The organism is Pseudoalteromonas sp. SR44-5 (assembly GCF_014163675.1).
Classification (GTDB): domain Bacteria; phylum Pseudomonadota; class Gammaproteobacteria; order Enterobacterales; family Alteromonadaceae; genus Pseudoalteromonas; species Pseudoalteromonas rhizosphaerae.
Window position 1 is genome coordinate 1 of record NZ_JACJDT010000049.1, and the last position, 25,250, is coordinate 25,250.

Here is a 25,250-nt window from a genome sequence, read left to right on the forward strand (position 1 = left end):
TTATATTCAGTTTTACAATTACAAACGTAGGCATTCTACGCTTAATTATATGACGCCACATCAGAAATATAATGAATTAAAAAATGCCGCTTAGAATCTCTACAGAATTTGTTGACCATTACAAACACGCTTATGGGCTGAAACAGGCTCTAGGCCCCGCGCAACAAAACAACAGCAGTTTGAGTATGGATACTTATTTGGTGCAGTCTGCCCAAGTAATGGTAAAACAGAAGCGCTGATCAGCCCTATCGTCAATAAAGAGGTCATGACGCAACACATGGAATTAATATCAAAAGCCACGGAGGCAGGACGTCATGCGGTCGTGATCGTTGATGGCGCTGGTTGGCATACTATTGATACGGTACAACCATTCAATAATGTCACACTAATAAAACTTCCGCCTTACTCCCCGGAGTTAAATCCAATAGAGCAAGTATGGAGTTGGCTACGGCAACACTGTCTATCAAACCGTGTATTTAGTGGTTATGAAGAAATAGTCGAACAGGTATTGCAAGCGTGGAATAAATTCATCTCAGTGCCTGATACGGTTAAAAGCATATGCTCTAGAGACTGGATAAAATTGACTTAATCTTTATGCAGATTGGTATAAGGAGGCAAGGTATCACAGAGACATTTTTAATGCCTTCATCAACATTGCCCATGTGCCAGCTTGCGTGATCAACTATGACCACAGCGTGCTCTCCATAGCGCGTCGCATCCGAAATGTGTTTGGTATTAGCCTAGAAGGTTGTTAAAATAAATTCGACTTCAATCAGCAAGCCATTGAAATAGAGTGTTATTTTCGGTTGTATTGTTCACTCTGAGTTCTAACAGGGAGCTTATTGAGTTAGATTTAAGATCTAATATTGGATTGCCTTTATTTTCCTCCAAAGTAACATTGTTTTTAAGACCTTTTTCGGTTACTTCACAGGTGCCATTTTTACAAATAACATCAGGTTCTGGTCTGAGGAGCTGCTTATCTGAAGTAATAATAACATACCGATCATCAACCTTAGAAGAATCTTCAAAAGCCTTAAATTTTTCAGCCGAAAAGCTTGGCACTATTCCCGCTTTTATTTCTATCATATGTTGTAGAAATTGGTAACTACCCCTATGAGACAATGCACTTAAACCTGGTTCAGTCATAAACGAAATGAAACCCTCATCTATATCAGATGAAGATAATTTTTTCTGACTATCAAGAATATTATTTATCGTAGCTTGATCTTTATCCGTAAAGCTGACCGCAAGCTGGTATCCTTCACCGTTGAAGTGTCCATTATTAAAATTATTAAGTATCTTCCCATCGTCATGCATTCTGTAACCACCAAGATCACTGGCAAACTGACGGATATACTTAAAATCTATATTATTATTATCAGCATATTCATAGATATCAGCTAATAACTCTCTATCTCCTTGTGTCAAAAATTCATAAGAACTTCGCATTAAGTTAGATAAGGACATCCCATCAGCGCCGCTTAAAATTTCTGATTCAGTACCACCAAAAATATCCGTCACCATAGCTTCATAATAATGCTCAGACCGGCTTATATTTTTGCTTTTTTCTAAATCCCGTTCATCTAAAATAGACTCGAACTGTGATGTTACTTGCGAGCTATATTCATCGGAAACCATCGCTTTACTAAAAGAAGAAAAAGAGTTCATATGAGATAATAGTAATTCTTCAAATGATGCTAGTGCGGTAACGTTACTTTCGTATTTAAGGCTGTCTCGTTTTAGGTTTGATAGGTTTTGCTGATCAAGTGTGTGCCATCTTTCATATGCAGCTACCCTCTCTGAGCTGCTAAATGTATTACTTGTGTCTAATGCTATCGTCTCAAGTTTTGATTTGGATAAATGTTCAAATTCCCATTTTGCTGTGGCAACCTCATCACTATTTATTTTTGCATTTGAAGAGAGTATTTCCTTATGTAGAGATAAATTTTGCTGACTTAATTTAGAAATATCAATAGAGCTTTTGGCCTTACTTAATTTCGACGATAATGAAGAAACCGATGCATGTATTTCTATATCCTTACTTTTTTTGGGGTCAGATTGTGGCTGAGGAAAAGCTTTTCTCGCATTTAACAAACTTCTCTTGATATCAGGTATATCCATACTATTGACCCTCTAAACGAAAATAGACTCCTTTGATTAAATTTGGAGTCTAAGGTGTTAATTAGTTAGTTGTGTAGTTAAAAGTTATACTTTCTATTCTATTTGGTGTTGAATAATGGAAAGTACCAGTTGCTTCAACTCTATGAACAATTGATACTTGAATACCTGGTTTGAAGCTCTCACCATTAAATACTGTTACCTCTCCAGTAGAGTTTGGCACAATTGGTTCGCACTTAACGGGATTGTTGTTATATGCTCGATAAAAGCACAATTCAACAATCTCGCCAAAAGAATCTGGGTAATTTGCAGATGTGTAATTAATCCCAGTAATTTTACCTGTTTTACTCTCAAGTGGAATATCTCTTAAATCGCCATGTAATATAGAAAATAGAGATGATGACAGACCACCGGCAGAGCTTAATACTAGCATCCTGCTTGGTTGCTTCTCTTTAGTTATACTGAAATCAGCGGCGAATGCTTGAGTGCTTAAAACTAGTGAAGACATTAGAAAAGCGGTAATAGACATTTTCTTCATTAAAAATTACTTATTATATAATTGGAGAATTTTTCATTCTCTGCTTTGTACCTTTTTTACATTATTTTAATGAGGCAACATTGTCAATGTAATAAGAACAAATTATTCAATCTGGTTAGCTAGGCCATACTATGTAATGGATATTTGTACGTTTAAGTATCCATTATTAAATGAGCACTTTTTTAAATTCAAATGAGAGGGCACCCAACTAAATTACAAAAACTATTACTAGGTTTACTCGCTGATCTTATGCTTATAAAGCAGAAGAGCTGAGCGCTTCATGTTTGTGTGGGAGTTTGTCGACTATGAATGGGGATCCCGTGTCGAGACTGTAGCTGTCATCTAGCTAATTAAAAGTTGAGTGCAGTAAAGCATAGCCTTTGACCTTTAGAAAATATTATCTTGTTGCAATTTCCTCCTTGGTTTACTTTCTGAGCTGTGTAAAACTAGCTGGGTTAATTTAGTAAATCAGGTGACATGAATGTCGAATATAAAAGCTTGGAAACTTATCAGTTTATTTTGTTTGGTAAGCTTACTTATGGGCTGTCAATCGAAAGAAGAGCAGTTACAAGAAACAATTAAACAATCTATAGCTAAAGCTGAAGTTGAGTTAGCAGGACTTGGTAGTGCCTTAGATAACGGCTCAATTCGTAATGCCGCTTTATTAAGCGAATATGGCCGTATACTTAGCAATGAAAAGCCAGAGCTAGCTAAAATTGCTGGCGTGCTCGTGCAAGATGCAACTCGAAAAGGCCCGCTTTACTCAGGTTTGCAACAACGCTTAGCTGATATCAAAAGTACTTACCTTATTCCTCCTTACGATGAAACACTGCAAAATATTGATTTGTTGCGAGATGCTGCAAAGCCCGCTTTATTTTCGGATGCTTTGACCGATCCTATTAATATGCTTGCTGATATGTCGGATGGCTCGCTTGCGCGTGTCGGTGCAATCAGTCAGCAGGCTGAAGGGGTTGGTGAAGGCAACCAGTTAGTCGGCAATCCTAATTATGGTAATTGGCAAACTAACAGTAGCGGTATCAGCTTTTGGCAGTGGTATGGCATGTACCGCATTTTAGGTGATGTATTTGATCGTGTTGAATATGGTAGTTGGAGCAAGCGCCGAAAGTATAGTTATTATAATGATTATGGTCGTGCGCGTTATTCTAGCCCTAAGCAAATTAAAGCACAAACCGCCGTTGAAACACGTACTAAGCAATCGTATCAACGCCAAGGTAAGCAATTCACAAGCCCTTATGCATCTAAAAAAACTGGGGCTTCTGGGTTAAGTCGTAGCAGTTATACACCACCAAAAAGTCGCAGTAGTTACTCCAAAACCAGTAGCTATAGTAAAGACTCGGGATCGGTCAGAAACAGCAATAATAGAACCTCTCGCGGTGTCAGTCGCGGTAAGTAAACGGCTATTTAAAGATTTAGTGTTGGAGTTTAAAGAATATGTACGAATTTAATGGAATAACTATGTGGTCACTACAAGCAATCGCGATTGATTTTGCGATTATTATTGCACTGTTTGTGAGTCTTAAATATATCAAAGGTTGGGTATCTAACTTACATGCCAATGATGAGATCACTGAGCGTGATAATTTTGCGTTTGGTATTAGCTTTGCTGCTGGCTTAGTTGCTTTAGCAATTGTGCTGACGGGTGTAAGCAGTGGTGCATTTGCAGTGAGCTTACAGCAAGAAGCATTGCAAATGGCAGCTTATGGTTTGTTAGCTATTGTGCTAATAAAGCTTGGGCACTTTTTTCAAGATAAAGTGGCACTGCGCAAAGTCAGCTTACATGATGAAATAGTGAAGGGTAATGTAACTGCCGCGGTGATTGATTTTGGCCATGTTGTGAGTGTGGCAATCGTGATTCGCTCAGCGCTATTTTGGGTGGCTACAGAAGGCTGGCATGGTTTACCAATCGTTATAGCAGCGTTTATTATTGGTAGCATTGCGTTATTGCTCGTGAGCCAGTATCGCGTACAACTATTTAAGCGTACTAACCGAAGTGGAGATTGCCTACAACAAGCAATTGTTGACGGTAACTTGGCTGTTGGTATTCGTTATGCTGGCTTTTTAATCGGTAGCGCGCTTGCGCTTACTGCGGCTTCAGGTATCGCGCCTTATGCTGCAGATAGCATTAACACCAGCTTGATTTTCTGGGCGATTAGCGCTTTGATTAGTTTAATTGCATTTATCGTACTGCATTTAATTACGATTAAAATTATCCTTTCAGGTTGCGATATATCAGACGAAGTGAACCGTCAAAAAAATGTGGGTGTAGCAACTATTTCAGCGGCAATCTCGTTTGCTGTGGGTATTACCATGGCAACTCTATTAGGCGCGTAAAACTTGTCACATTCTAAGCAAAGCCCAAGTAAGTACTCCTTACTTGGGCATGATTTTTTATTAATTACTGTTATGGCCATACTCGCTGGGTGTGGCCTTATTTATGAATATCTGCTATCTCATTATGCCGGACGAGTTTTAGGCTCTGTAGAGAGCGCTATTTATGCGATGATAGGCACTATGATCGTAGCAATGGGTATAGGGGCTTTTTTAGCGCGTTGGTTTAAGGATGCCTTTACCGCCTTTGCTTGGCTTGAAAGTCTTATTGCACTTGTTGGTATGGGCTGTATCTTAGCTATAGCCAGCGTTATTGCTGTTAGTTATTCTTTACCGCATATTTTTTCTGACATTTTTAATCTACCAGCTGATGTAATTCTTAACGGCTATATATTTCAAAAACTCCAAGAGTGGTCACGATTCCTTCCTTATGTATTTGGCTTATTGTTAGGTCTATTAATCGGTATGGAAATTCCACTTATCGCTCGCATACGTCAGCATGTTTATGGTCGTTTCTTAGAAAATAATGCTGGCACGATCTACGGTGCCGACTATATAGGTGCAGGTATTGGAGCGGCTATTTGGGTTAGCATTATGTTGGCTATGCCAATCATGCAGGCTGCAGCATGGACTGCGCTATTTAATATTATCGCAGGTTTGGCATTCTTATGGCGTTATCATAGCTATGTCCGTTACGCCAAACTATTACTGGTATGTCATATCGCTTTACTGGTGTTATTTGGTTTTATTTTAATGCTTGGTAGTAGCTGGATGAAAGATTTAAGTAATGTGCTTTATAAGGATAAAGTTATTTATTCTGAAGCGACTAAGTATCAGCATCTGGTGTTAACCGAGCGATTGAGCCGCAATCAACCCGATCCAATTACCGATCTTTACTTAAACGGCCGCTTACAGTTTTCTAGCATTGATGAACAAATTTATCATTCAATGTTAGTGTATCCGCCATTATTAGCCTCGAACCGTCACGATAATGTATTGATTATAGGCGGTGGTGATGGCTTAGCGCTAAGAGACGTATTGAAGTGGCCTGTTAAAGAAGTCACCTTAATTGATTTAGATGCCCAGTTACTTAGTTTATTTGGTCATGATGACGATGAATTTAATCCTCCGGCAGCTATTCATGAGCGCTTAACTAAACTTAATAAGCACTCAATGGCTGATCCTCGATCGCATATTAAAGTGGGTGATGCTTTTCTTGAAGTAGAGCGGTTACTTGATGAAGGTAAGCGTTTTGATACCATCATTATTGACTTACCTGATCCGAATCATCCCGATTTAAATAAAATGTACAGTGACTATTTTTATAATCATATCCGTCAATTACTAGCCGCAGATGGTGCAATGGCTGTGCAGTCAACTTCGCCTTATCATGCTAAAAAAGCATTTTTAAGTATTGGTAAAACAGTCAAAGCGGCAGGTTTTAAGCATGTTGAGCAATACCAGCAAAATATTCCATCATTTGGACAATGGGGATGGACGATTGCAACCACCACAGGTCAATCTGCAAGTGCGAGAATTAGCGATATAACAAGCTTACCAGTTGCTTCTAGATGGATCAGTAAAAAATATTTATTGGCAGCATTCGTATTCCCCAATCATTATTTTGAACAAATAAATGATATTGAAGTCAATCAATTAGGCTCAGGTACTTTATATGATTATTATCGTAGTGCATGGCAGATAGAAAGTGAATTGTATAAAAATTAATAAATCATGGTTGACATAATATGTCGACCATGCGAATCTTAACTCAGACATAATATGTCAAATGACAAAAGGCAGAGACATGGAATTAAATGAACTTTCAATAAAACTAGCATCTTTTGAAACTGAAGGCGCTAACTTTGAGTCTTTCTTGATTGCCAATCCCGGCGAGCAAGATGTGTTGCAAGTCATAGTAGATGGCAATGATGAGCTTCCTATTTTTGTTACTCAGACACAAGAGCAGCTGTTATGTATTAGCTATTTGTTCGCTGATGAGGAAGTGAAGCCTGAGCTACGTGATGAGTTGAATGAAACCTTATTACGTTTGAATGTACCAATCCCGCTGAGTGCATTTGCGAAGATTGATGATAAATATGCGATCTTTGGTGCTTTGTCGGTTAATTCATCGTTTGATGATATTACCCATGAGCTAGTTACTTTAGCTGATAATGCCATCGATGCATTAGAAGCGGTAACCATTTATTTAAACGATTAACAGCTAGCTATTTTAAGTGGAGTTAAGATTATGAGTATTTTAAAAAAGTTATTTACAGCAGTACGTGGCGGCGCGCGTGAAGCGGGCGAAGCAATTGTTGACGCGAATGGGATTCGTATCTTTGAACAAGAAATTGCTGATGCGCAAAACGCGCTGCAGCGTGCTAAAAAAAGCCTAACTGAAGTGATGGCTAAAGAAATGCAAACGAAGCGTAAGATTAGCGCATTAGATGCCTCAATTGCTGAGCACGAAGCGTATGCAGGTCAAGCACTTGAAAAAGGTAATGAACCGTTAGCGCTAGAAATTGCTGAGAAAATTGGCGACTTTGAAGCTGAAAAAGCAGAGCATGATCAAGTGTTAGCTGGTTTTAGCAATCACATTGTAACGTTGAAGCAGCAAGTAAAAGATGCTGAAAAATCGATCAAAGAAAACCAACGTCAGCTTACTATGGTTAAAACCACTGAAAGCGTGCAACAAGCAACAATGGCAGTAAATAGCACACTTAATACTAATAGCTCGTCGATGACGAATGCACGCCAATCACTTGAGCGTATCAAGCAACGTCAACAAGATCGTAGTGACCAGCTTGGTGCTGCTAAAGTACTTGAAGCTGACACTAATGGCGATGATCTTAAAGCTAAAATGGCTGAAGCTGGAATTGGTGATAGCAATCCAAAAAGTGCAGATATCTTAGCGCGTATTAAAGCGAAGCAAAACGGCTAACGCGCAATTACGATTATTAAAAGGTAACTTATTATAAGTTACCTTTTTTGCTTATGAGGCAGTCTATGTTTAACTTCTTTAAGTCTAAAAAAGCCCCTGAACGCCAATTAAATCACCCTAGTGAACTTAAAAAAGGTGATATGTTCACAGTGATTGATTCGTTTGCTTACCCAAGTTGGCTAAAAGGCCAAACATTGCGCGTTACCGATGTGCAAACTTATCAATATCAGCACAGTGCAGATTATGAGCTAGTACTTGAAAGTGATGCTGGCAAGGTGGTTTTTTTGCAAATAGAGCGCAGCGATGGTGAAGAGTGGGCGAATTTTTCAATCAAAATCCAACGTGATGAAGTGGATGAAATCTTCACACTGGATGAGTTTGCGCGCATCTTTGACGAAGATGATTTAACCTACATAGAAGTGAAAAATACACCAGAGCGTTACATGCAGTTTTTAGCTAAAAGCTATCAACAAAGTGAATCACCATTTGTGTGTTATTTTCATAATAAAGATTATCGTAGCCAGCCATTACCACGCTATGAGCAAGAAGGTGGCGAACCATGCGAAATGATTTGCCTTGAGTCGAGCGATGGGAGCCATGGTTTAAACATTGAGATTTGGGATGGTGGAGAAACTGAAGTATCACTCACTTTAACCCGACCAATCACAGACATTGTTGATCTGTTCCCTGGAGATGCGCAGTGAGTAATGCAAAAGATAAATGGTTACGTCAGGAGCAGGCTGTAAGAGCCACGCAAATGGCGTTTGATCTTAGCAGTGAAGTGCAAAAATCGATAAAAAAGCAAGCCATTGATCAAGAGCTAACGCCATCCGATATGATCCGCAAAATTTTATCACTTGAGGTTAAATCAAAAAAAACGCGTCAACGTTTATCATTTAACCTTAATGATGAAGAAATAGCATTACTTGCTGAACGCTTTGGCGTTGCCCCAGATGATAAGCGGGCAGTAAAACAGCAAGTTGCTGAGTTACTGATTGCTCGAACTAGTAAACGCTAGGTTTTGCCTTCTGATTATTAAGCCCTTACACTTAGGGCTTAAATTATCAAATAATGAGTTGTTGTGAATATTATTTTAATCGCCTATCTACTAATTTTTGCTTTGTTTGGCACGGCAGCGAGTTATTTCTTACGGTTTATTTATGCCTATTGGGTTAAAAAGCAGATGCCGATGCATTTTATTTTTAAAGCAGGGATTTGTATTGTGGCGGTCGTGGTAATTTCCGCGCTGATCCCATTATTGGTATAGCGCGGTTGCAGCAGAGCGACTATTTTAGCTCAAACGACTGGCATTGCTGATCAATACATAATGCTTGCACAGGTAAAACCGGTAAACAATCATTTAAACCATTGGTTTTATTATCGGCAGTTTCTTGCTGAGTAATTTGATCCGCTAACTGTTCTGCATTTTCTTGTTGTGTGTGCAAGGTTGAGTACACTACATAGCGGCTTGGACCACCACAGGCGCGTTGGCCTACTTCAAGCACCTTACATTGAAAACTCGCGGTACAGCTATTATCTTGCACCAACTCAGCCAATGCGCTATTTAATTTAGATACATTTGCATTGCCGTTTGCTGGTGTTGAGTCAGAAGTGCTGACACAACCACTGAGGATCAGCAAACTGGCTGTTGTTACTAAAAATTTAGAATATGATGAACGACTCATATTGGTTTCCCTTAATAAACACTTGTCGCAGAGCTTTCTAGTTTAACACATTTATTTTCAATACACTGAGTCGCAGGGGCAGTCAGGTGCTGACAAATACTGATCATCTTGTTCTGTGCATTAAATTGGCTTTCAAGGCTGGTGATCTGCTGAGTTAACTTTTCAACGGCTTGCTCATTTGCCGTTTTATTAGAGTAAACAATATAGCTACTAGGGCCGCCGCACGCACGGCTACCAACCGGTAATACTTTACATTGAGAGCTGTTATCGCAGTTTAGATCTGCAATTTGTGTCTGTAATTGCTGGTGGACCTTTTTAATGTTATCTCTTGTTGCCGGAACTTCTGTTTGCGGGTTTAACTTAGTCGCTTGATTATTTTTAACTAGCGCTGCAGGAGCCGGGCTAAGTTGGTTGTTATTCGGAGTCGCAGCATCAGAACAAGCCGATAAACATAACGGCAGTAGAAGCGCGATAATAAATAAGCGCATGATAAACCTTCATAGTGGTGAACAAGTAACCACCATCATACACTTTGCAGATAACACAGCAATAAAAACTATGGCATTCAAAGGTTAAACCCGACGCTAAGGACGGGTTTAATATTTTTATAGCCCGCCTTGGGTTAATTTTGCGGGATTGAGTAAAGCTTCCAGCTCACTACGTGATAGGTCAGTTTCTTGCTCAGCAACATCAAGAATTGGACGGCCATCTTGATATGCTTGTTTGGCAATTTTAGCTGCTTTAGCATAACCAATGACTGGATTAAGCGCGGTCACTAATATGGGGTTTTTGGCGAGTGCTTTGTCGATATTGGTGTGTTTCACTTTAAAGGATCGAATCGCTTTATCAGCTAATGCTTGACTACTATTTGCCAGTAACTCAATACTTTGCAAAATATTGTAAGCTATTACAGGTAACATTACATTGAGTTCGAAGTTACCTGATTGACCTGCAACAGTAATAGTTGCGTCATTACCAATCACTTGTGCACTAACCATGGCTGCCGCTTCAGGGATCACAGGATTTACTTTACCGGGCATAATTGATGAACCGGGTTGTAAAGCTTCAAGTTCGATTTCACCAAGGCCAGCTAGTGGACCTGAATTCATCCAACGTAGGTCGTTTGCTATCTTCATTTGTGCAACAGCGAGCACTTTTAGCTGCCCTGATAAAGCGACAATGGTGTCTTGCGAACCTATGTTATAAAAAAAGTTCTTGCTTGGCACAAAGCGTACACCGACGTTGGCACTGAGATTTTTACAAAATTGCTCAGCAAACAGGGGATCGGCATTTATACCAGTACCAACGGCTGTGCCTCCTTGCGCTAAAGCAGATACCCCTTCAAGGCTATAGCGGATCCCTGCCATTGCACTATCAACTTGGTGTTGCCAAGACCCTAGAGTTTGCGCAAATGTCACTGGCATAGCATCCATCAAATGAGTTCGACCCGTTTTTACGATTTCACCTATTTCTGACTTTTTGCGCTCCAACGTTTGGGATAGCTGATCCAGCGCCGGAAATAGTTCATACACCACGTTAATTACACTGCTTACAGCAATAGTGGTAGGGATCACGTCGTTAGAGCTTTGCCCCATGTTTACGTCGTCGTTGGGATGGATAACCTCATCACCATAACGACTTGCTAAAGTTGCAATCACCTCATTAGCATTCATATTAGTGCTAGTACCTGACCCTGTTTGAAATATATCAATAGGGAAGTGTTCTAAATGTTCGCCATCAATGATCTCTTGGCATGCGCGCTCGATTAACTGTGCTTTATTTTTACTGAGATGACCTAGCTCGTAGTTGCTTTGCGCTGCGGCCTGTTTGATATAAGCAAGAGCGGTAATAAACTGTTTTGGCATTACTAAATCGCTAATGCGAAAGTTATTTACAGCACGTTGAGTTTGCGCTTGATAAAGTGCATCTGTAGGGACTTGTAATTCGCCCATACTATCTGATTCGGTTCTAAATTCGCTCATGAAAACTCCTAGAAAGGGTTAAATTCGTGACTGAGAATACGGGCTTCACGCTCTAGTATCAGGTATTTCTTGATACTATTATGACTTCTATAAAAGCGCTTTAATGCCAGTAACGGTTTATAAAGTTGCTCTAAACATTGTTTGCGAATTGCACAATGGACTAAAGAGTCGCACATTTTGTTGAGGATTTCATGGAAAGTGCGTCTTAGATAGAGTTCTTGCAGCAATAGACTGTGGTTTTTTTCGTAATGACGTGCAGCACTCAGGCCAGCTTCAATGTAATTTGCCACTAAAGCTGGCGCATGTAGCCCTGGTCGCGGGCAAATACATTTCATTTGCTGTTGATAATAAAGCATAGCGTGATGTTCATGCATAAGAAAAACCGATTAACTGTAATGGTAATTATTATCATTACAGTTAATCGGTTTCGGTGCAAGTCACAAATTGTAAATATTGGCGGAAGGTGAGTTTTTTAATTGTAGCCAAGAATAAATATTTGGTCTGTTTCATGTTTTAACGCCTGATTTTGTTGATTTGTTTGCGATAGTAAATCAATTACAGTGGCACGTTCATCACAGCCTATTTTATCTGTTACTGGTTTTTCACTTGCCGCAATTGCAGCGTCTAGGGCGGTATAAGGTGATATATACATAATCTTCTCCGTTTGGTTGATTCAATTAGATAAATGCATAACTCATACCATGCTCAATATTTTTTTTATTACTTTGAATTATATAGTTTTTATATAAAATTAATTATTTAATAGCGACATCTGTTGCAAGATTTGCTTTACTAATGGGCATACTTTACCAATCTTGGTGCATCTGTATTGAGATGCTTGGAAATATATATGACGAAACCTTTCTCGCAAGCGTGTGAAAATAATAAAAATCCAATATTAAGCGTCATCACAGCATATTTAGCACAAGTCGAGAGTGTGTTAGAGGTGGGATCAGGTACGGGGCAACACAGCGTGCACTTCGCTGCTAATTTGCCTCACTTACAATGGCATACCAGTGATCGCTTGGTTAATCATAATGGTATTAAACAGTGGCTTGATGAAGCAAAGCTAGATAATTTGCACGCACCGGTAGAGTTAGATCTAAATCGCCCTTGGCCAATAAATACCGTTGATGCTATTTATACCGCTAATACGTTACACATCGTCAGCAAACCGTTAGTTGAGCAGTTTTTTACAGGTGTTAATAAGCATTTAGCGTCAAAAGGTCTCGTGTGTATTTATGGCCCATTTAAATACAACGGCAACTTTACCAGTGAAAGTAATCAGCGTTTTGATGAATTTTTAAATCAGCAAGACAGCCAAAGTGGCATTCGTGATTTCGAATGGGTACAGCAATTAGCTGAGCAAGCAGGGTTAATGCTTGTTGATGATATTGCGATGCCTGCTAATAATCAGTTATTGATTTTTAAACGTTATTAGTTATCAATCTTAAAAGGTAATAATTCAGTGCATTGCTGATGATAGATGCGCATATGCTGACGCTCACGTTGTAAGTAATCTGCTATCGCAGGGCTAAAAGTAGCATCCATTACGGCATGTACGGAGTGAGTAAATACCGGTGCAAAACCTCGTGCTATTTTATGCTCGCCCTGCGCACCTGAGTGAAAACACTGAAGCTGATGTTTAATACAATATTCAATACCTTGGTAATAGCAAAGCTCAAAGTGCAGGCAATCAATTTCTGCTATAGCTCCCCAATAGCGCCCGTATAGTGTGTCATTATTTTTAAAGCTCAGTGTTGCAGCGACCACTTCGTGATCATGGATGGCATGCATGATCACCAGTTTATCGGCCATTAAGGCATGTAACAAAATAAAAAAGTCATGATTTAAATAACCCATGTGGCCAGAGCGTTTTAAATAAGTGCGTTGGTAAAATTCGCAAAACTGGCTCATCACAGCTTTAGTTATCTGTTCACCTTGCAGCCATTTAATACTAATATTTTGCTGGGTTATTTTATTACGTTCTTTTTTCAATACTTTACGTTTTCGTGCGGTTAACTGCGCTAAAAAATCGTCAAAAGTAGCGTAGTTTTGATTTTGCCATTGAAACTGCACGCCAATACGATGCATACCTTGATGTGGTGTGAGTTGAGAGACTTGCAGTTGCGAGCAAAAGTTAATGTGCCAGCCAGACCAACCTTGTTGCTCACATTGAGCTGTTAAAGTCTTTGTTATGTACTGATACACTTGTTCTGGGTGTGAGTGTGCAATCGCAAGGCGTTGACCTTCAATAGGGCTAAACGGTGAGCCAGATAACCACTTAGGGTAATATTCTAAACCATGTTGCTGGTAAGCTTCAGCCCATGCCCAATCAAATACATATTCGCCATAAGAGTGACTTTTTAGATAGCCGGGTGCTAATGCCACCAAAGTATCATTTTGGTAAATGGCTAAATGTTGCGGTTGCCAACCAGACGCGGCTGATACGCATTGGCTTTGTTCTAATGCAAATAAAAATGCATGATCAGTAAATGGATTATCGGCAAAAAACTGCTGCCAAACAGCGGCATCTATTGCACTGATATTGGTTAACCAGCGGTGACTAAATATACTCATTATTGATTACCCTGCGAGCCTTCAACCTGCTTTATAAACTGTTTTATATAGAGTGCTTGTTCAGTAAAGTAAGGGTTGTAAGTCAGACGTTGAAAGGTTGGAAATGCTGCAATATTTTCTGCAGTACGCTCGCCAATATTAGGTTTTTCGGTCGTTTTACATTGCTTATACAAAGTATCATCATCGAGGTAACTGCCGCAATTGCGATAAGCGCCAGCAATACCGTAGTAAGGGTTATCAGGTGAGTTAACTACGGCAATATGAGAAATACCATGAATGTTTTTACAGATTGTATTTTTGCACTGTGGATTTAATACCCTATAGTCTTTTGGAAAACCACTGGTAATGGTTGTTTTATCACCGTAAAAAACCAAGGTATCTAAGCTATTTGCAGGGCGTATCTTTACATCATGTAAGGCGCTTAACAATAGCAGCGATGCACGGGTATCAATGGTGGTATCTATATCACTCATCACTGAAAAAATAGCTAAGTTTGGTAATTGACGCTCGATTAGTTCTGGTAACGCGATGGAGCGCATAGCATCATCGGCTGCGGTTGCTGCATTAAATGGAAACGACTCATATTTAGCAAAATCAATATCGGCGTCTTTATCTATCCAATTAACAAAGGGAATACGGTCAATCCACTTCGCCAGCCAACCATTTTTATTGTGTGGTTCAGTGGCGGGCGAAAATAGCATCAGTGCAGTTATTTTTGGGTCAACGGGCTCGACAGTTAAATAATTAAGTAATAGGGCTGCACCTGTAGAGTAGCCACCTAAAATCACCTGTTCAAAATCTTTTATAGTACGTTTAATTGCATAGTCTGTAGCTTGCTGCAATTGTCTGGTATTAATACTGTTTAGTGCATTAGCTGCGGTGCCATGGCCTGGTAACAACAAAGTACGTACGGTATAGCCTTGTTGAAAGTAAATTTGTGCCAAGTCATGATAGGTAAATGGAGAGTCGGTAAGGCCATGAATTAATAGAACTGCTTTGTGGTTGTTATTTTGGCGTAATTCAAATGGCGCTATAAGATCAACTATATTAGGGGGGCTAGTGCGTTGCTGTTGTTTAACTAAAAGCTGATAGGTATCAGTTAAAATAGGGCAAGGCATTGATGCGCGCGGGTTTGCCGCTAAAATATGTTGGTATGCAAAGCTTAAATAATCACTAAATGCTTGCTCACTATGATAGGAAAAATCCGTATTAGCATTGCTTTTTTCAAACCGTAATAGGCCCTGCTTTTTGCTGTTCATAATATAGTTTAAATCAGTTAACTGAGTAACGCAGTTGGTTTGGCTGATAGCAAGGCTAGAGGTTGTTATTAAAGTGAGAGTTAGTAATATTCCATTAAGGCTCATAAACATCTACATAATTGATTAGGCACTCGGTTAGCTTATCGAGTTCGAGGGGTTTTGCAAGATGCTGATTAAAACCAATTGCTAAGGCATTGGCTTTATCCTCAGGCATTACATCAGCGGTTAAGGCAATGACGGGTAATTGTTCAGTACTTTTAATTTGACGTATCAAGGCGGTGGCTTGGTAACCGTCCATAATGGGCATTTGGCAATCCATTAACACTAAATCGAAGTCATTTATTTTAACTTGCTCTACTGCTAATTCGCCATTTTCAACCAGTGTTGGAGTGATCCCCAAAGAGCTAAGCATTGCTTTTATTACTAATTGATTGACGCTGTTATCTTCTGCAACCAGTATCTTTAGTTTGCTTAAATCAACATGCTGTTGTGTGTGCTTTGCCGTTACTTGTTGCGCAGCACAGGTATTTAACTCGACAGACAGGGTAAATGTGGAGCCTTTACCTGGCTCGCTTTGTACGCTGATATCTCCAGACATTAGCAAACTAAGTTCTTTTGCGATTGTTAAGCCAAGCCCGGTGCCACCAAACTTGCGTGATGTGGAATTATCAGCTTGGGTGAATGCATCAAATAATTTACTTTGCTCTGATGGCGCAATGCCGATGCCAGAGTCCTTAATAGCCAAAGTAATTTGCCTACGTTTATCGGTGATCTCCTTACAGTATGCGCTAACACTTACTTCACCTTCGCAGGTAAACTTAATGGCGTTACTACATAGGTTTAATAAAATTTGCTCAATTCGCATAACATCACCTTCAAACCAAATATCAGTTGGTAATTGGTTATCAACCTTCCAGTGAATGCCTTTTTGTTCAGCGCTTTGTTCGAACATACTACTAATCCGAGCAAGAAGAGCATTTAAATCAAAAGGAGCGACTTCCACGGTGAGCTTTTGTGATTCAATTTTAGAGATATCGAGTACATCATTGATTAAACTTAACAATGATTTAGACGCTAAATTAATTTTATTTAGATAACCGATGAGAATTTCAGCGCTATCTTCACTTTTAGCTAAGGTTGAAAAACCGATCACTGCATTAAGCGGCGTACGAATTTCATGACTCATATTGGCTAAAAACCGGCTTTTAGCTTGATTCGCTAAATCAGATTGCTTTTTAGCTCTGACAAGCGAGCGAGTACGTTCCGCTACTAAGCGCGATAGAGCAATATGTTGATGATTGAATAACAGTAATACCAGTAAAATAAGTGAGCTTACAATGACCTGTAGAATAATTAAAAAGAGTGTCATGTGATTAGTTTGATGCGGTAGGAACTCATCTTTAATCGTTAAATCAACTAGCCATGTTTGCCCTGCAAAATTAATCGTGATGGTTGTAAGCTTATTGCTTTTGGTCGGCACATTTTCGGCGTTTGAATAAAACGGGTTGGTAGCATTGGCTTCATAAATAGCGATATTAAACATCTTATTTTGTGCTTGGGTAAGCGATTGAGCAAGTATGTTTTCCACTAAAAATACACCTGTTGCGTAGCCTTTAATTGAGGCAACTTCATTATTTTGTTGATACACCGGAGCAAATAATAAATAAGCGGGCTCAGGTTGTTGTGCTTGCACTAATTGAATTATTTTAGTGCCTACAGGGCGATTTTTGATGCGTGGGTCGAGTAAAGTCTCACGGCGATCTTTACGAGAATTGAGGTTAAAACCAATAGCGGATTGATTTTCTGCAAAAGGGGCTATATAGGTAATAATCACTAATGGATCGTCGTTTGATAATGGCGCTCCTTTAATACTCGGATCAAAGTTATATGAATTATAAATTTCATCGAGCTGCTTGTTAAAATCACTGACCTGAGCTGGGGGAATTTTGCGATTCCATGAAAATGCTTTAATAAATGAATGCTCAGCCAGTAATTGGGCACTGTAGCTATCAAACTCTTGCTGACTTAAAGTTGGTGTTGATTGAATTTGGCTCGCAAGGCTTTGTACGGTTATTTGGCTAAGATTTAAATTGCGCAGTAAACTGTTTTCAATGATAGATGTTTCACGCTTGGCAATTTGTATCGCATTTGAATAAGTCTCTTGGTTGTATAGTTTAGTGGTTAAGGCGACAGAGACGAATAATACCGAGCAGACTGCGATGGTTGGCAATGGGGTGACGTAGTGTCGTTTAAATTTAGGCTGTAGTAAGGCCAATAAAAAGGGGGTTGCGATCAGCACACCGAGTGAGTCACCTAACCACCAATAAGTAACATTTTTCCAGTGATTTTCAATGCTGTAGGCGGGATTAAATTGACTTAAAGCATAGACTCCAATATTGGCCGATATGAGGCTGACGACAATACCGACGATAAAAATAAAATAAATAATCGATTGGCGTTGTTTTAAATACAGCGGATGGCCTAGCCAGTACTTTAAAAGAGCAGCGCCAATCATGCCTTGTAGCACGGCGCCTAAGCCGATTAGCAGTACTTGTTCTAGCGTATTGCCAATTAAAACCTGATCAGTGATCGGGTTATCACCGGTACTTAAATTAAAGGCGACAGAGGCAATAAATAATGCCGGCATAAAACGCCACCACCAGATAAAACAGCCAACTAAGGCAATACCAGCAGGGAGCCAAATAGGGATGACTTGTGATTGAAAGGCAAAATTAGTTAATAACTTACCAGTTGCAAAATAAGCAACAGCAAACGATATGTAAAAAACAAAAGAACTGGATGTTGAACGAAAAATCTTCACATGCATCCTTGTTAAATATTATTTTTATAATGATATTTCAGTATAGCGAATCGGCACTAAATAGTATTATTTTTTAAAGTGGTAGCTGCCTTTTGCTAAATGTTTGCTTTAAAACCACTGTAGACTCAATGTTAGCAATACAATCAATACTCCCAAGCTTATATTTAACAAAACTTTCGTAGCTTTCTAAATCGGTAGCAATAATCTTCAATAAGTAATCATAGCTTCCTGATATGACAGAGCACTCCAGTACATGATTCAGTTTTTCCACGTGTTCTTCAAACATATTTGCCGCACTGGCGGAATTCTGGCTCAACCGCACAAACGCATAGACCAGCACTTTTAACCCGAGTGCGCGTGGGTTTAAGGCTGCGTGATAGCCAGTGATCACCTTACTTGCTTCAAGTTTTTTTATACGCCTTAAGCAAGGGGTATCCGATAAGCTTACAGTTGTTGCAAGTTCTGATACAGAGGTACGCGCATTGCTTTGTAACAACGTTAGTAATTGTTGATCTTTTTTATCTAAACTCATAATTACGACAATAAATTGCATTTAATAGTGATTATAGAGTGAATATCACTAATTGTATGGATTTTTATTAGTGGTTTTACTGATTTGTGCTCTATGTTATCTGTTAACATTAATGCAATAAACTTTGGTGTGGAGTAATATCTGTGAGTAATAATACCCAGGCATTTGATGAGTGGCTCAGAACCCGCTTTGTAGAAATTAATAGTCAACTAGAGGCTATCTATTGGCAACAAGAAGATAAAGCTAACGTAGAATTTGTCGGGGAGCAATTTAAGCATCAGTTAGAGGCTGAGGGTAATGCGCATATTCGTAAGTTACTAGCAGAAGGCAATACTGACGAAGGGTTTGATCGTGCGTTTGATTTACTTGGCAATGTAGGATTATTTATGGCGGCTTGTCGACGCCATGAGATCACTGAACCATCGCGCGAAACGACCTCGCCTTTAGTCGAGGCCTCGGCACTAGCTATGCATATTGGTGCATCAATAGGGGTTACTCCGCGCTTTGCGACGGCTCATTTAACCACCCATAATAAGGCTATTAATGGCCTTTATAAGCGCTTTACGGATCTGCCAGATGAAAAATTATTCATTGATTACAATACCAAAGGGATTTTAGCCTATAAGCGAGCAGCTGATGCATTATTAAAAATTCAGCCATTAGGTATTTCGCATCCGCTATGCGGTGATTTACTTAAAGTTGCCAAGCAGGCGTTAGTCGATGTGATTGAATCGAATACGGCTTTATATAATCAGTTAGACACCGAGCGATTCTTTTTCTGTGTACGTCCTTACTATAAGCCGTATCGGGTTGGCAAAGAGGTTTACCGTGGAGCCAATGCGGGAGATTTTGCCGGAATTAACGTTATAGATATGCTGTTAGGTTTATGCTTTGCCAACGAACCGAGTTATTCACAAATGCTGGTGGATAAATTTTTATATATGATGCCTGAAGATCAGCAAATTCTGCGAGAGTCTATGCGTATGCCAAGCATAATGGATGACTTTTTAGCGGCAGGAGATACCCGCCATAGCTCGTGGTTTAAAACCAATGCCAAGTTGTTTATACAAGTATGTAAGCTGCATGGCGATACTGCAATAGGTCATCATAATCAACTGGTTAGTAAGTTTATAGCTCAGCCAGCTCAACACATGCAACAGCAACATATGAATAAAGTGACTGCCAGCGGTCCGCCATTGCATGTGTTATTGGATTCTCTTGAACAATTAAGAGATCGTCGAGCTGCAGCAAAGCGTGATGATATAAGAACTCGTTATGATGATTTAGCACAATTAAAGCAATGGGTGAGTAATTAATATGTACAAAGATGACTTTAATCTTGCGGCAGGCTGTTACTTGCTAAATCACTCTGTTGGCCGTGCACTGAAAAGCAGCCAAGATGATTTTAACCAGCATTTTTTTGCTCCTTGGCAAGCGAGTAATAAAGAGCCATGGCAACAGTGGCTGCCAGCCATTGAGCGCTTTACTCAGGCGCTCAGTACATTGTTTAATTCACCGAGCAGGCAATTTTGCCCACAAGTAAATTTATCGAGCGCTTTAACAAAGTTAGTTATGTCGCATCCTCGCTTACAGCAAGCTAATTGTAAGGTGTTGATGGCGCAAAGTGACTTTCCTAGCATGGGGTTTGCAATGCAAAAAGCGCTGGCTAGTAGCGCTGAAATAAAGTTTATTCCTGAACACGTAGATTTAACTGATAGCGTGCAATGGCAACAATATATTCAAGCAGATATTGATTTAGTATTTATCAGTCACGCTTATTCAAATACTGGCCAGCAAGCGCCCGTAGCTGAAATTACGCAACTGTGTAAGCACGTAGGCTGTTTGAGTCTTGTTGATGTGGCGCAGTCAGCTGGTGTATTACCTCTAGATTTAAGCCAAGTTGATGCTGATTTTATGATTGGTTCCAGCGTTAAGTGGTTATGCTCAGGTCCAGGTGCGGCGTATTTATGGGTAAGCCAAGCGCAATTAAATGTGTGCGAACCACAAGATGTAGGGTGGTTTTCACATCAAAATCCATTTGAGTTTGATATTCATCACTTTGCTTATCATGATAGCGCATTGCGTTTTTGGGGCGGCACTCCATCGATTGCGCCATTTGTACTCGCAGGGCATAGCATTGGTTACTTTGCTAAATTAGGTGTTGCAACAGTGCGAGCGCACAACTTGGCGCTACTTGAACAATTAAGTGCAGAGTTTAGGCCATATTTGGTGTCACCAACAACGCCAGAAAAATGCAGCGGTACAGCTATTTTAAATTTTGGCGAGCAACAGCCGGCGGTATTAAGCGCACTGTCTCAGGCGAACATAAGTGTCGATGCGCGAGCATATGGGGTGCGAGTTTCACCGCATATTTATAACAACAGTAGTGATATAGCACAGCTAATAAAAGTGGTTAAACAAACCCTAAGCTAAATTTATTGGCTTAGTTGCGTTTTAAACGCTTTTAACGCATCAATTTGTTGCTGATACTGCTTTATTTTCGGCTCAATGCGTTGCTCAGCTTGTGCTGTTCGTTTTGCTATCGCATCAGCAATTGAGTTTGCACCCATTTTATTTGCAGAGTCTTGCGTCATATAGTTTATTTTGGTTTTTTGTTCTGCAAGAGTATCTTGAAGTTGCTTTATTTCTCGTTGATAAACTGCAATTTCACGATCAATTTTTTGCATCGCAACATAACTATCTACAGACGCCATGATATCTTTGCTCTGTTGCGTATTAGATGCTTGGGTCACATTAGTTGGTGGAATTTTTATTTCTTTAGCATCGTCACCACAAGGTAGTTGACTAAAGGTAGCCACGCCATCAACCGTGCATTGGTAAGCAGCCGTAGCCACAGCTGCTGGTGGTATCAGCATCGCTAAGGCACAAACCATTGTTAACTGAAGTTGTCGCAAGTACACTTATGAATCCCTAAATTTGCATTAAAATATCCAGTGCAGCTAGTTTATCAAGTTTGTTAATTTGAATCGCCAATTAATCGTTGCTATTTATTAGTGAATTTATTTTCCTTATAACGGTGCCTTTTGCAGTGAAAAATACCCGAGCAAGTGACGCATAGTGTTAGCTTGATCTGCCATTTGTTTTGCCGCAGCCATGGTTTCTTCAGTCATCGCTGAGTTTTCTTGGATCAAGGTTGTTAGGCGTTGTACCACAATATCTACCTCTTTAATTGCCTGTTGTTGGGTAATCGAAGAGCTATTGATAGACACTATCATATGGTTAACATCAGCCACAGCGCTGACAATTTGCTTTAGTTTCTCACCTGATGAATTAGCAAGGGCGGTACCGTGACTAATTTTTTGGTTGCTGTTGCTTATTATAGTTTTAATTTGTTTCGCCGAGGTTGCGCTACGTCCAGCTAATTCTCTAACCTCATTGGCAACGACCGCAAACCCGCGACCATGCTCGCCAGCTCTGGCAGCTTCTACCGCTGCGTTGAGAGCTAATAAATTGGTTTGAAATGCTATTTCATCAATAACAGAGACAATTTCATTAATATCCTTACTGGAATTATTGACCTCAACAATGGCATGAACCGTTTGTATGGATAGCTCGCCCCCTTCGGTTGCGCTCATTTGAGCGTTTTCTGCAAGTTTAACCGCTTCGTTAGCTTGCTTAGCAATGGCTGCTATTTCATCTAGCATGTTACTGCTGCTAGCACTGGCTTCTTCTAAATTGGCTGCTTGCTCTTCAGTGCGTTGACTTATTTCGGTGTTACTCTCTGCTATCTCTGCGGCGCTTTGTGATACTCTTAAGGCAGAGTCTTGGATGCTGCTAATAACACTGGTAAGTTTTTCAATCGTTTGATTTACATCTGCTTTTAATGTAGCAAATACACCTTGGTAATCCTGCTGTACTTGTTGATTTAAATTGCCTTGAGCAAGCCCGCTTAATACCTTAGTTACCTCTGCGATTGCATCTGCGGTGATGGTCAAAGAACTGTTCACATCATTTTGCAGCTGCGCTAATTGGCCTTGCATGTTTGTCTCTAGTTGTTGATTAAAATCACCGCTACGCATAGCTGCCATAACGCGCGCGAGTTCAGCAATAACAATACTCAAATTGCTAATAGAGCTATTTACATCATCTTTAAGTACATTGAGTTGGCCATTCATATCGCTATCGATTGTCTGCTCGAAGTTACCTTTACTGATCGCCAGCATAACGTTTGATATTTCACTTACAGCAGTGTCTAAACCCATAATTGAGTTATTAATATTATGCTTTAAAGTTGATAATTGGCCATTGGCACTGCAATTTACTTGTTGTTTAAAGTTGCCAGCATTTACGGCTGCCATAACATCGTTAATATTTTTAATGATTAACGCGAGATTGTCGACGCTGGCATTGATATCATTTTTAAGTGTGGCTAACTGGCCTTGTAGAGGTTGCTCAAGGTGTTGTGAAAAATCCCCATCGTGAAGTGCGCTCATTACGCGACTGATATCACTTACTGCTCCCGCTAAACTGTGTACTGAATTATTCACACTGTTTTTTAATTGTGCCAAAGAGCCTTGTGCGGCTACCGTAACCTGTTGTTTAAAGTCACCATGTTCGATATGGCTCATTACCCCGACAATTTCAGTAATGGTGCTATTTAGCGATTGCAGTGAGCCATTTATATTTTGTTTTAAGGTGGCCAACTGTCCCTGCATTGGGGTTGTTATTTGGCTATTAAAATTTCCTTGGCTCATCTCATCTATAATATGATTTAGTTCACTCATTGCTTGCTCTAGCGAGTCTGCGCAATTATTTGTGGCCTGTTTTAAGGAATCTAATTCGCCTTTGCAGGGCGCACTAATTCGGTGGTTAAATTCACCTGCGGCCATCTTATTCATAACCGTATTGGTTTGGGAAATAGAGCTTTGCAGCGCATCAAGCAGGCAATTAAAAGCGCTTGCCGATGAACCTATTTCATCATTCGAAAGCACTGGCGTTCGTACCGAAAAATCACCTTTTTGTTCAACGTGACGCATTGTGTCGACCAGTAATTGCACCGGGCGGGTCAGTGAACGAGCAAACCAAATAGCGACCAGAGTGATGGCAATAATCGATATGATTAAGGTGCTAACGAGAATCGTCGTTAAATGACTGACCGTGGCAAAAGCTTCGTTTTTATCTATTTCAGCCAGTAACGACCATTGCATGCCTAATACGTTAATGGGTTGATAAGACGACAGTACTAAGGAGCCACTATAATCGGTGATTACTTGCTGACCTTTTTTTCCTTGCTGAGCAAGCTCAGTTGCCAGCGTTTTTACTTTACCTATGCTTGGGTAGCGAAAAGAATTTACGACCGAATGGTTTTCGGGGTCGAGAAAGGAGTCAGAACGCATTAAAAAATCAGGTCCGACTAAATATGTTTCGCCACTTGAACCTAAGCCTGCCCGCTCAGTCATAATGACATTCAGGGCATCAATGGATAGTTGAAAAACCAAGGTGCTAGTATGTACGCCTTGCTTATAAATCGGGGTGGCGATAAAACTAGCTGGTGCATTATAAGATGGCAAATATTGCTGATAATCTACAAAGGTAATTTCATCTTCATTGATCATTTTTGCTTGTTTAAATGCCAATGCTAGGTTGCTATTAGCATAAGGTCCATCAAGTAAAGAGGTGGCAAAGTCAACTTCTTTGTAAACAGAGTAAATCACTTCAGCACTGCGATTGTCGATGATAAAGACATCATAAAAATCAAATTTTTGCGCAAAGTTTAGTAAAAAACTATGGTATTTGCTGTGTAGTAGATTGTAGTTATTGTCAGCACTTGCCTGTGCTAACTTTGCTTTCTCGCCAAGTGGATATGGATTATCTGCTAGGTATTGTGATTGCCAATATTTAGCTGTGGGCGAAAGTGTAGAAAGCAGCTCAGAAGTTGGTAATTTATCTTCGTTTTTAAGCCGGTATTTAGTATTAAAGTCATTGTGATAGTAATCTGCCAACTGTTGCTCTGCGGTGCTGTCGAGGGCGGTGGTATAGGGCTCTTTAAATGCACGGCTAAGTTCATCGGCTGCGGTGTGGAGTAAAGGGCTTTGTGCTAAAAATAATAATTGCGCATGTATATCGGCAAAATGCCTTTCAATGGCGCTTTTTTTAATTTCACTAACCGCTTCTAATTGAGCGTAAGTTTGTTTATTTAAAGCAGTCGCCGAGTTATACAGCGCAAGACTGATGGCAATCGTCAAGGGAATTAATGCAACGAGCAAAAAGGCAATAACAAGCTTTTTAGTCAAGCCAATATTACGTACAAAATTTCCGAATGAACGGGTTTGGTTAGCCATAACAACATCCTTATCAAAGCAAAGCTGTAAACCTAATATAGGTAATTAAGATTTAGTGTAGAACAGCTTGAATTAAAAGCGAGTCGATGACGAAAAATAGATTTTTTAGTTGCTGTAATGCACTCGCTATACTCTGTTAA

At 39.8% G+C, this 25,250-nt stretch carries 25 protein-coding genes and 1 pseudogene; 13 read left to right on the forward strand and 13 right to left on the reverse strand.

What is annotated here, in order from left to right:
* A partial coding sequence (locus tag H5154_RS24205; RefSeq protein ID WP_404936147.1) for an IS3 family transposase occupies positions 1–94 on the forward strand: 94 nt, incomplete at its 5' end.
* Between the two features lie 30 nt (positions 95–124).
* Positions 125–589 (forward strand): annotated as a pseudogene (locus H5154_RS19120) (IS630 family transposase); the annotation flags it as partial.
* A 179-nt stretch (positions 590–768) separates the two neighbouring features.
* On the opposite strand, the gene H5154_RS19125 reads toward H5154_RS19120, so the two are convergent.
* Both H5154_RS19125 and H5154_RS19130 read right to left on the reverse strand, forming a co-directional pair.
* Positions 769–2,121, reverse strand: coding sequence for a hypothetical protein (locus H5154_RS19125; RefSeq protein ID WP_182719299.1), 1,353 nt, complete (start codon positions 2,119–2,121; stop codon positions 769–771).
* Between the two features lie 61 nt (positions 2,122–2,182).
* A complete protein-coding gene (locus H5154_RS19130; protein ID WP_182719300.1) occupies positions 2,183–2,656 on the reverse strand; it encodes a hypothetical protein in 474 nt (157 codons plus the stop codon).
* Between the two features lie 481 nt (positions 2,657–3,137).
* On the opposite strand from H5154_RS19130, the gene H5154_RS19135 reads away from it, so the two are divergent.
* The 8 genes from H5154_RS19135 (at position 3,138) to H5154_RS19170 (ending at position 9,216) form a co-directional block, all read left to right on the forward strand.
* A complete protein-coding gene (locus H5154_RS19135; protein WP_182719301.1) occupies positions 3,138–4,070 on the forward strand; it encodes a CHAD domain-containing protein in 933 nt (310 codons plus the stop codon).
* 38 nt (positions 4,071–4,108) lie between these two features.
* Complete coding sequence (locus H5154_RS19140; RefSeq protein WP_182719302.1) at positions 4,109–5,008, forward strand: DUF350 domain-containing protein; 900 nt, start codon at positions 4,109–4,111, stop codon at positions 5,006–5,008.
* Positions 5,009–5,011: 3 nt separating this feature from the next.
* Entirely contained in the window at positions 5,012–6,733 is a 1,722-nt protein-coding gene (locus tag H5154_RS19145; protein WP_182719303.1) for a polyamine aminopropyltransferase, read from the forward strand.
* Positions 6,734–6,812: 79 nt separating this feature from the next.
* A complete protein-coding gene (locus H5154_RS19150; RefSeq protein WP_145242701.1) occupies positions 6,813–7,226 on the forward strand; it encodes a YjfI family protein in 414 nt (137 codons plus the stop codon).
* Between the two features lie 30 nt (positions 7,227–7,256).
* A complete protein-coding gene (locus H5154_RS19155; RefSeq protein WP_145242702.1) occupies positions 7,257–7,949 on the forward strand; it encodes a PspA/IM30 family protein in 693 nt (230 codons plus the stop codon).
* A 65-nt stretch (positions 7,950–8,014) separates the two neighbouring features.
* Complete coding sequence (locus tag H5154_RS19160) at positions 8,015–8,653, forward strand: hypothetical protein (protein WP_182719304.1); 639 nt, start codon at positions 8,015–8,017, stop codon at positions 8,651–8,653.
* On the forward strand, positions 8,650–8,967 hold the full coding sequence (locus H5154_RS19165; RefSeq protein ID WP_145242704.1) for a hypothetical protein: 318 nt from the start codon (positions 8,650–8,652) through the stop codon (positions 8,965–8,967). Before H5154_RS19160 ends, H5154_RS19165 begins: the two co-directional genes overlap by 4 nt.
* 63 nt (positions 8,968–9,030) lie before the next feature.
* Positions 9,031–9,216, forward strand: coding sequence for a hypothetical protein (locus H5154_RS19170; protein WP_145242705.1), 186 nt, complete (start codon positions 9,031–9,033; stop codon positions 9,214–9,216).
* 19 nt (positions 9,217–9,235) lie between these two features.
* On the opposite strand, the gene H5154_RS19175 is transcribed toward H5154_RS19170, so the two are convergent.
* From H5154_RS19175 to H5154_RS19195, 5 genes are all read right to left on the reverse strand, one after another.
* Positions 9,236–9,634, reverse strand: coding sequence for a hypothetical protein (locus H5154_RS19175; protein ID WP_182719305.1), 399 nt, complete (start codon positions 9,632–9,634; stop codon positions 9,236–9,238).
* 11 nt (positions 9,635–9,645) lie between these two features.
* Positions 9,646–10,122, reverse strand: a complete 477-nt coding sequence (locus H5154_RS19180; RefSeq protein WP_182719306.1) for a hypothetical protein — start codon at positions 10,120–10,122, stop codon at positions 9,646–9,648.
* A gap of 117 nt (positions 10,123–10,239) precedes the next feature.
* Positions 10,240–11,616 carry a lyase family protein gene (locus H5154_RS19185; RefSeq protein ID WP_182719307.1) on the reverse strand — a complete coding sequence of 459 codons (1,377 nt, stop codon included), beginning with the start codon at positions 11,614–11,616 and terminating at the stop codon, positions 10,240–10,242.
* Positions 11,617–11,624: 8 nt separating this feature from the next.
* Positions 11,625–11,990 carry a hypothetical protein gene (locus H5154_RS19190; protein WP_257325145.1) on the reverse strand — a complete coding sequence of 122 codons (366 nt, stop codon included), beginning with the start codon at positions 11,988–11,990 and terminating at the stop codon, positions 11,625–11,627.
* Positions 11,991–12,088: 98 nt separating this feature from the next.
* Positions 12,089–12,268: a hypothetical protein gene (locus H5154_RS19195; RefSeq protein ID WP_182719308.1), complete on the reverse strand. Its 180-nt coding sequence runs from the start codon at positions 12,266–12,268 to the stop codon at positions 12,089–12,091.
* 198 nt (positions 12,269–12,466) lie between these two features.
* Here H5154_RS19195 and H5154_RS19200 point away from each other — a divergent pair, with 198 nt between their 5' ends.
* The gene (locus H5154_RS19200) at positions 12,467–13,057 is read left to right on the forward strand and encodes a DUF938 domain-containing protein (RefSeq protein ID WP_182719309.1); all 591 of its coding nucleotides are present in this window, start codon (positions 12,467–12,469) and stop codon (positions 13,055–13,057) included.
* On the opposite strand, the gene H5154_RS19205 is transcribed toward H5154_RS19200, so the two are convergent.
* From H5154_RS19205 to H5154_RS19220, 4 genes are all read right to left on the reverse strand, one after another.
* Entirely contained in the window at positions 13,054–14,196 is a 1,143-nt protein-coding gene (locus H5154_RS19205) for a GNAT family N-acetyltransferase (protein WP_182719310.1), read from the reverse strand. The genes H5154_RS19200 and H5154_RS19205 overlap by 4 nt on opposite strands.
* The gene (locus H5154_RS19210; protein WP_182719311.1) at positions 14,196–15,560 is read right to left on the reverse strand and encodes a carboxylesterase; all 1,365 of its coding nucleotides are present in this window, start codon (positions 15,558–15,560) and stop codon (positions 14,196–14,198) included. Before H5154_RS19210 ends, H5154_RS19205 begins: the two co-directional genes overlap by 1 nt.
* Positions 15,550–18,276, reverse strand: coding sequence for a CHASE domain-containing protein (locus H5154_RS19215; protein ID WP_182719312.1), 2,727 nt, complete (start codon positions 18,274–18,276; stop codon positions 15,550–15,552). Before H5154_RS19215 ends, H5154_RS19210 begins: the two co-directional genes overlap by 11 nt.
* Before the next feature lie 73 nt (positions 18,277–18,349).
* On the reverse strand, positions 18,350–18,808 hold the full coding sequence (locus tag H5154_RS19220; RefSeq protein WP_149983348.1) for an Lrp/AsnC family transcriptional regulator: 459 nt from the start codon (positions 18,806–18,808) through the stop codon (positions 18,350–18,352).
* 143 nt (positions 18,809–18,951) lie between these two features.
* Between H5154_RS19220 and H5154_RS19225 the strand changes: the two genes are divergently transcribed.
* On the forward strand, positions 18,952–20,124 hold the full coding sequence (locus tag H5154_RS19225) for a monodechloroaminopyrrolnitrin synthase PrnB family protein (protein WP_149983347.1): 1,173 nt from the start codon (positions 18,952–18,954) through the stop codon (positions 20,122–20,124).
* 1 nt (position 20,125) lies between these two features.
* Positions 20,126–21,241 (forward strand): aminotransferase class V-fold PLP-dependent enzyme, encoded by a 1,116-nt coding sequence (locus tag H5154_RS19230; RefSeq protein ID WP_182719313.1) that lies wholly within the window; start codon positions 20,126–20,128, stop codon positions 21,239–21,241.
* A gap of 2 nt (positions 21,242–21,243) precedes the next feature.
* Here H5154_RS19230 and H5154_RS19235 read toward each other — a convergent pair whose 3' ends face one another.
* Complete coding sequence (locus tag H5154_RS19235; RefSeq protein WP_310736256.1) at positions 21,244–21,729, reverse strand: DUF4124 domain-containing protein; 486 nt, start codon at positions 21,727–21,729, stop codon at positions 21,244–21,246.
* Between the two features lie 108 nt (positions 21,730–21,837).
* Positions 21,838–25,110: a methyl-accepting chemotaxis protein gene (locus H5154_RS19240; RefSeq protein WP_182719314.1), complete on the reverse strand. Its 3,273-nt coding sequence runs from the start codon at positions 25,108–25,110 to the stop codon at positions 21,838–21,840.
* Between the last annotated feature and the right edge of the window lie 140 nt (positions 25,111–25,250).

Coding starts and splice junctions, on each gene's coding strand:
- H5154_RS19130 (WP_182719300.1), bottom strand. CDS start 2,656: ATGAAGAAAATGTCTATTACCGCTTTTCTAATGTCTTCACTAGTTTTA.
- H5154_RS19220 (WP_149983348.1), bottom strand. CDS start 18,808: ATGAGTTTAGATAAAAAAGATCAACAATTACTAACGTTGTTACAAAGC.
- H5154_RS19210 (WP_182719311.1), bottom strand. CDS start 15,560: ATGAGCCTTAATGGAATATTACTAACTCTCACTTTAATAACAACCTCT.
- H5154_RS19195 (WP_182719308.1), bottom strand. CDS start 12,268: ATGTATATATCACCTTATACCGCCCTAGACGCTGCAATTGCGGCAAGT.
- H5154_RS19190 (WP_257325145.1), bottom strand. CDS start 11,990: ATGCATGAACATCACGCTATGCTTTATTATCAACAGCAAATGAAATGT.
- H5154_RS19180 (WP_182719306.1), bottom strand. CDS start 10,122: ATGCGCTTATTTATTATCGCGCTTCTACTGCCGTTATGTTTATCGGCT.
- H5154_RS19175 (WP_182719305.1), bottom strand. CDS start 9,634: ATGAGTCGTTCATCATATTCTAAATTTTTAGTAACAACAGCCAGTTTG.
- H5154_RS19205 (WP_182719310.1), bottom strand. CDS start 14,196: ATGAGTATATTTAGTCACCGCTGGTTAACCAATATCAGTGCAATAGAT.
- H5154_RS19240 (WP_182719314.1), bottom strand. CDS start 25,110: ATGGCTAACCAAACCCGTTCATTCGGAAATTTTGTACGTAATATTGGC.
- H5154_RS19185 (WP_182719307.1), bottom strand. CDS start 11,616: ATGAGCGAATTTAGAACCGAATCAGATAGTATGGGCGAATTACAAGTC.
- H5154_RS19155 (WP_145242702.1), top strand. CDS start 7,257: ATGAGTATTTTAAAAAAGTTATTTACAGCAGTACGTGGCGGCGCGCGT.
- H5154_RS19200 (WP_182719309.1), top strand. CDS start 12,467: ATGACGAAACCTTTCTCGCAAGCGTGTGAAAATAATAAAAATCCAATA.
- H5154_RS19140 (WP_182719302.1), top strand. CDS start 4,109: ATGTACGAATTTAATGGAATAACTATGTGGTCACTACAAGCAATCGCG.
- H5154_RS19230 (WP_182719313.1), top strand. CDS start 20,126: ATGTACAAAGATGACTTTAATCTTGCGGCAGGCTGTTACTTGCTAAAT.
- H5154_RS19150 (WP_145242701.1), top strand. CDS start 6,813: ATGGAATTAAATGAACTTTCAATAAAACTAGCATCTTTTGAAACTGAA.
- H5154_RS19135 (WP_182719301.1), top strand. CDS start 3,138: ATGTCGAATATAAAAGCTTGGAAACTTATCAGTTTATTTTGTTTGGTA.
- H5154_RS19125 (WP_182719299.1), bottom strand. CDS start 2,121: ATGGATATACCTGATATCAAGAGAAGTTTGTTAAATGCGAGAAAAGCT.
- H5154_RS19160 (WP_182719304.1), top strand. CDS start 8,015: ATGTTTAACTTCTTTAAGTCTAAAAAAGCCCCTGAACGCCAATTAAAT.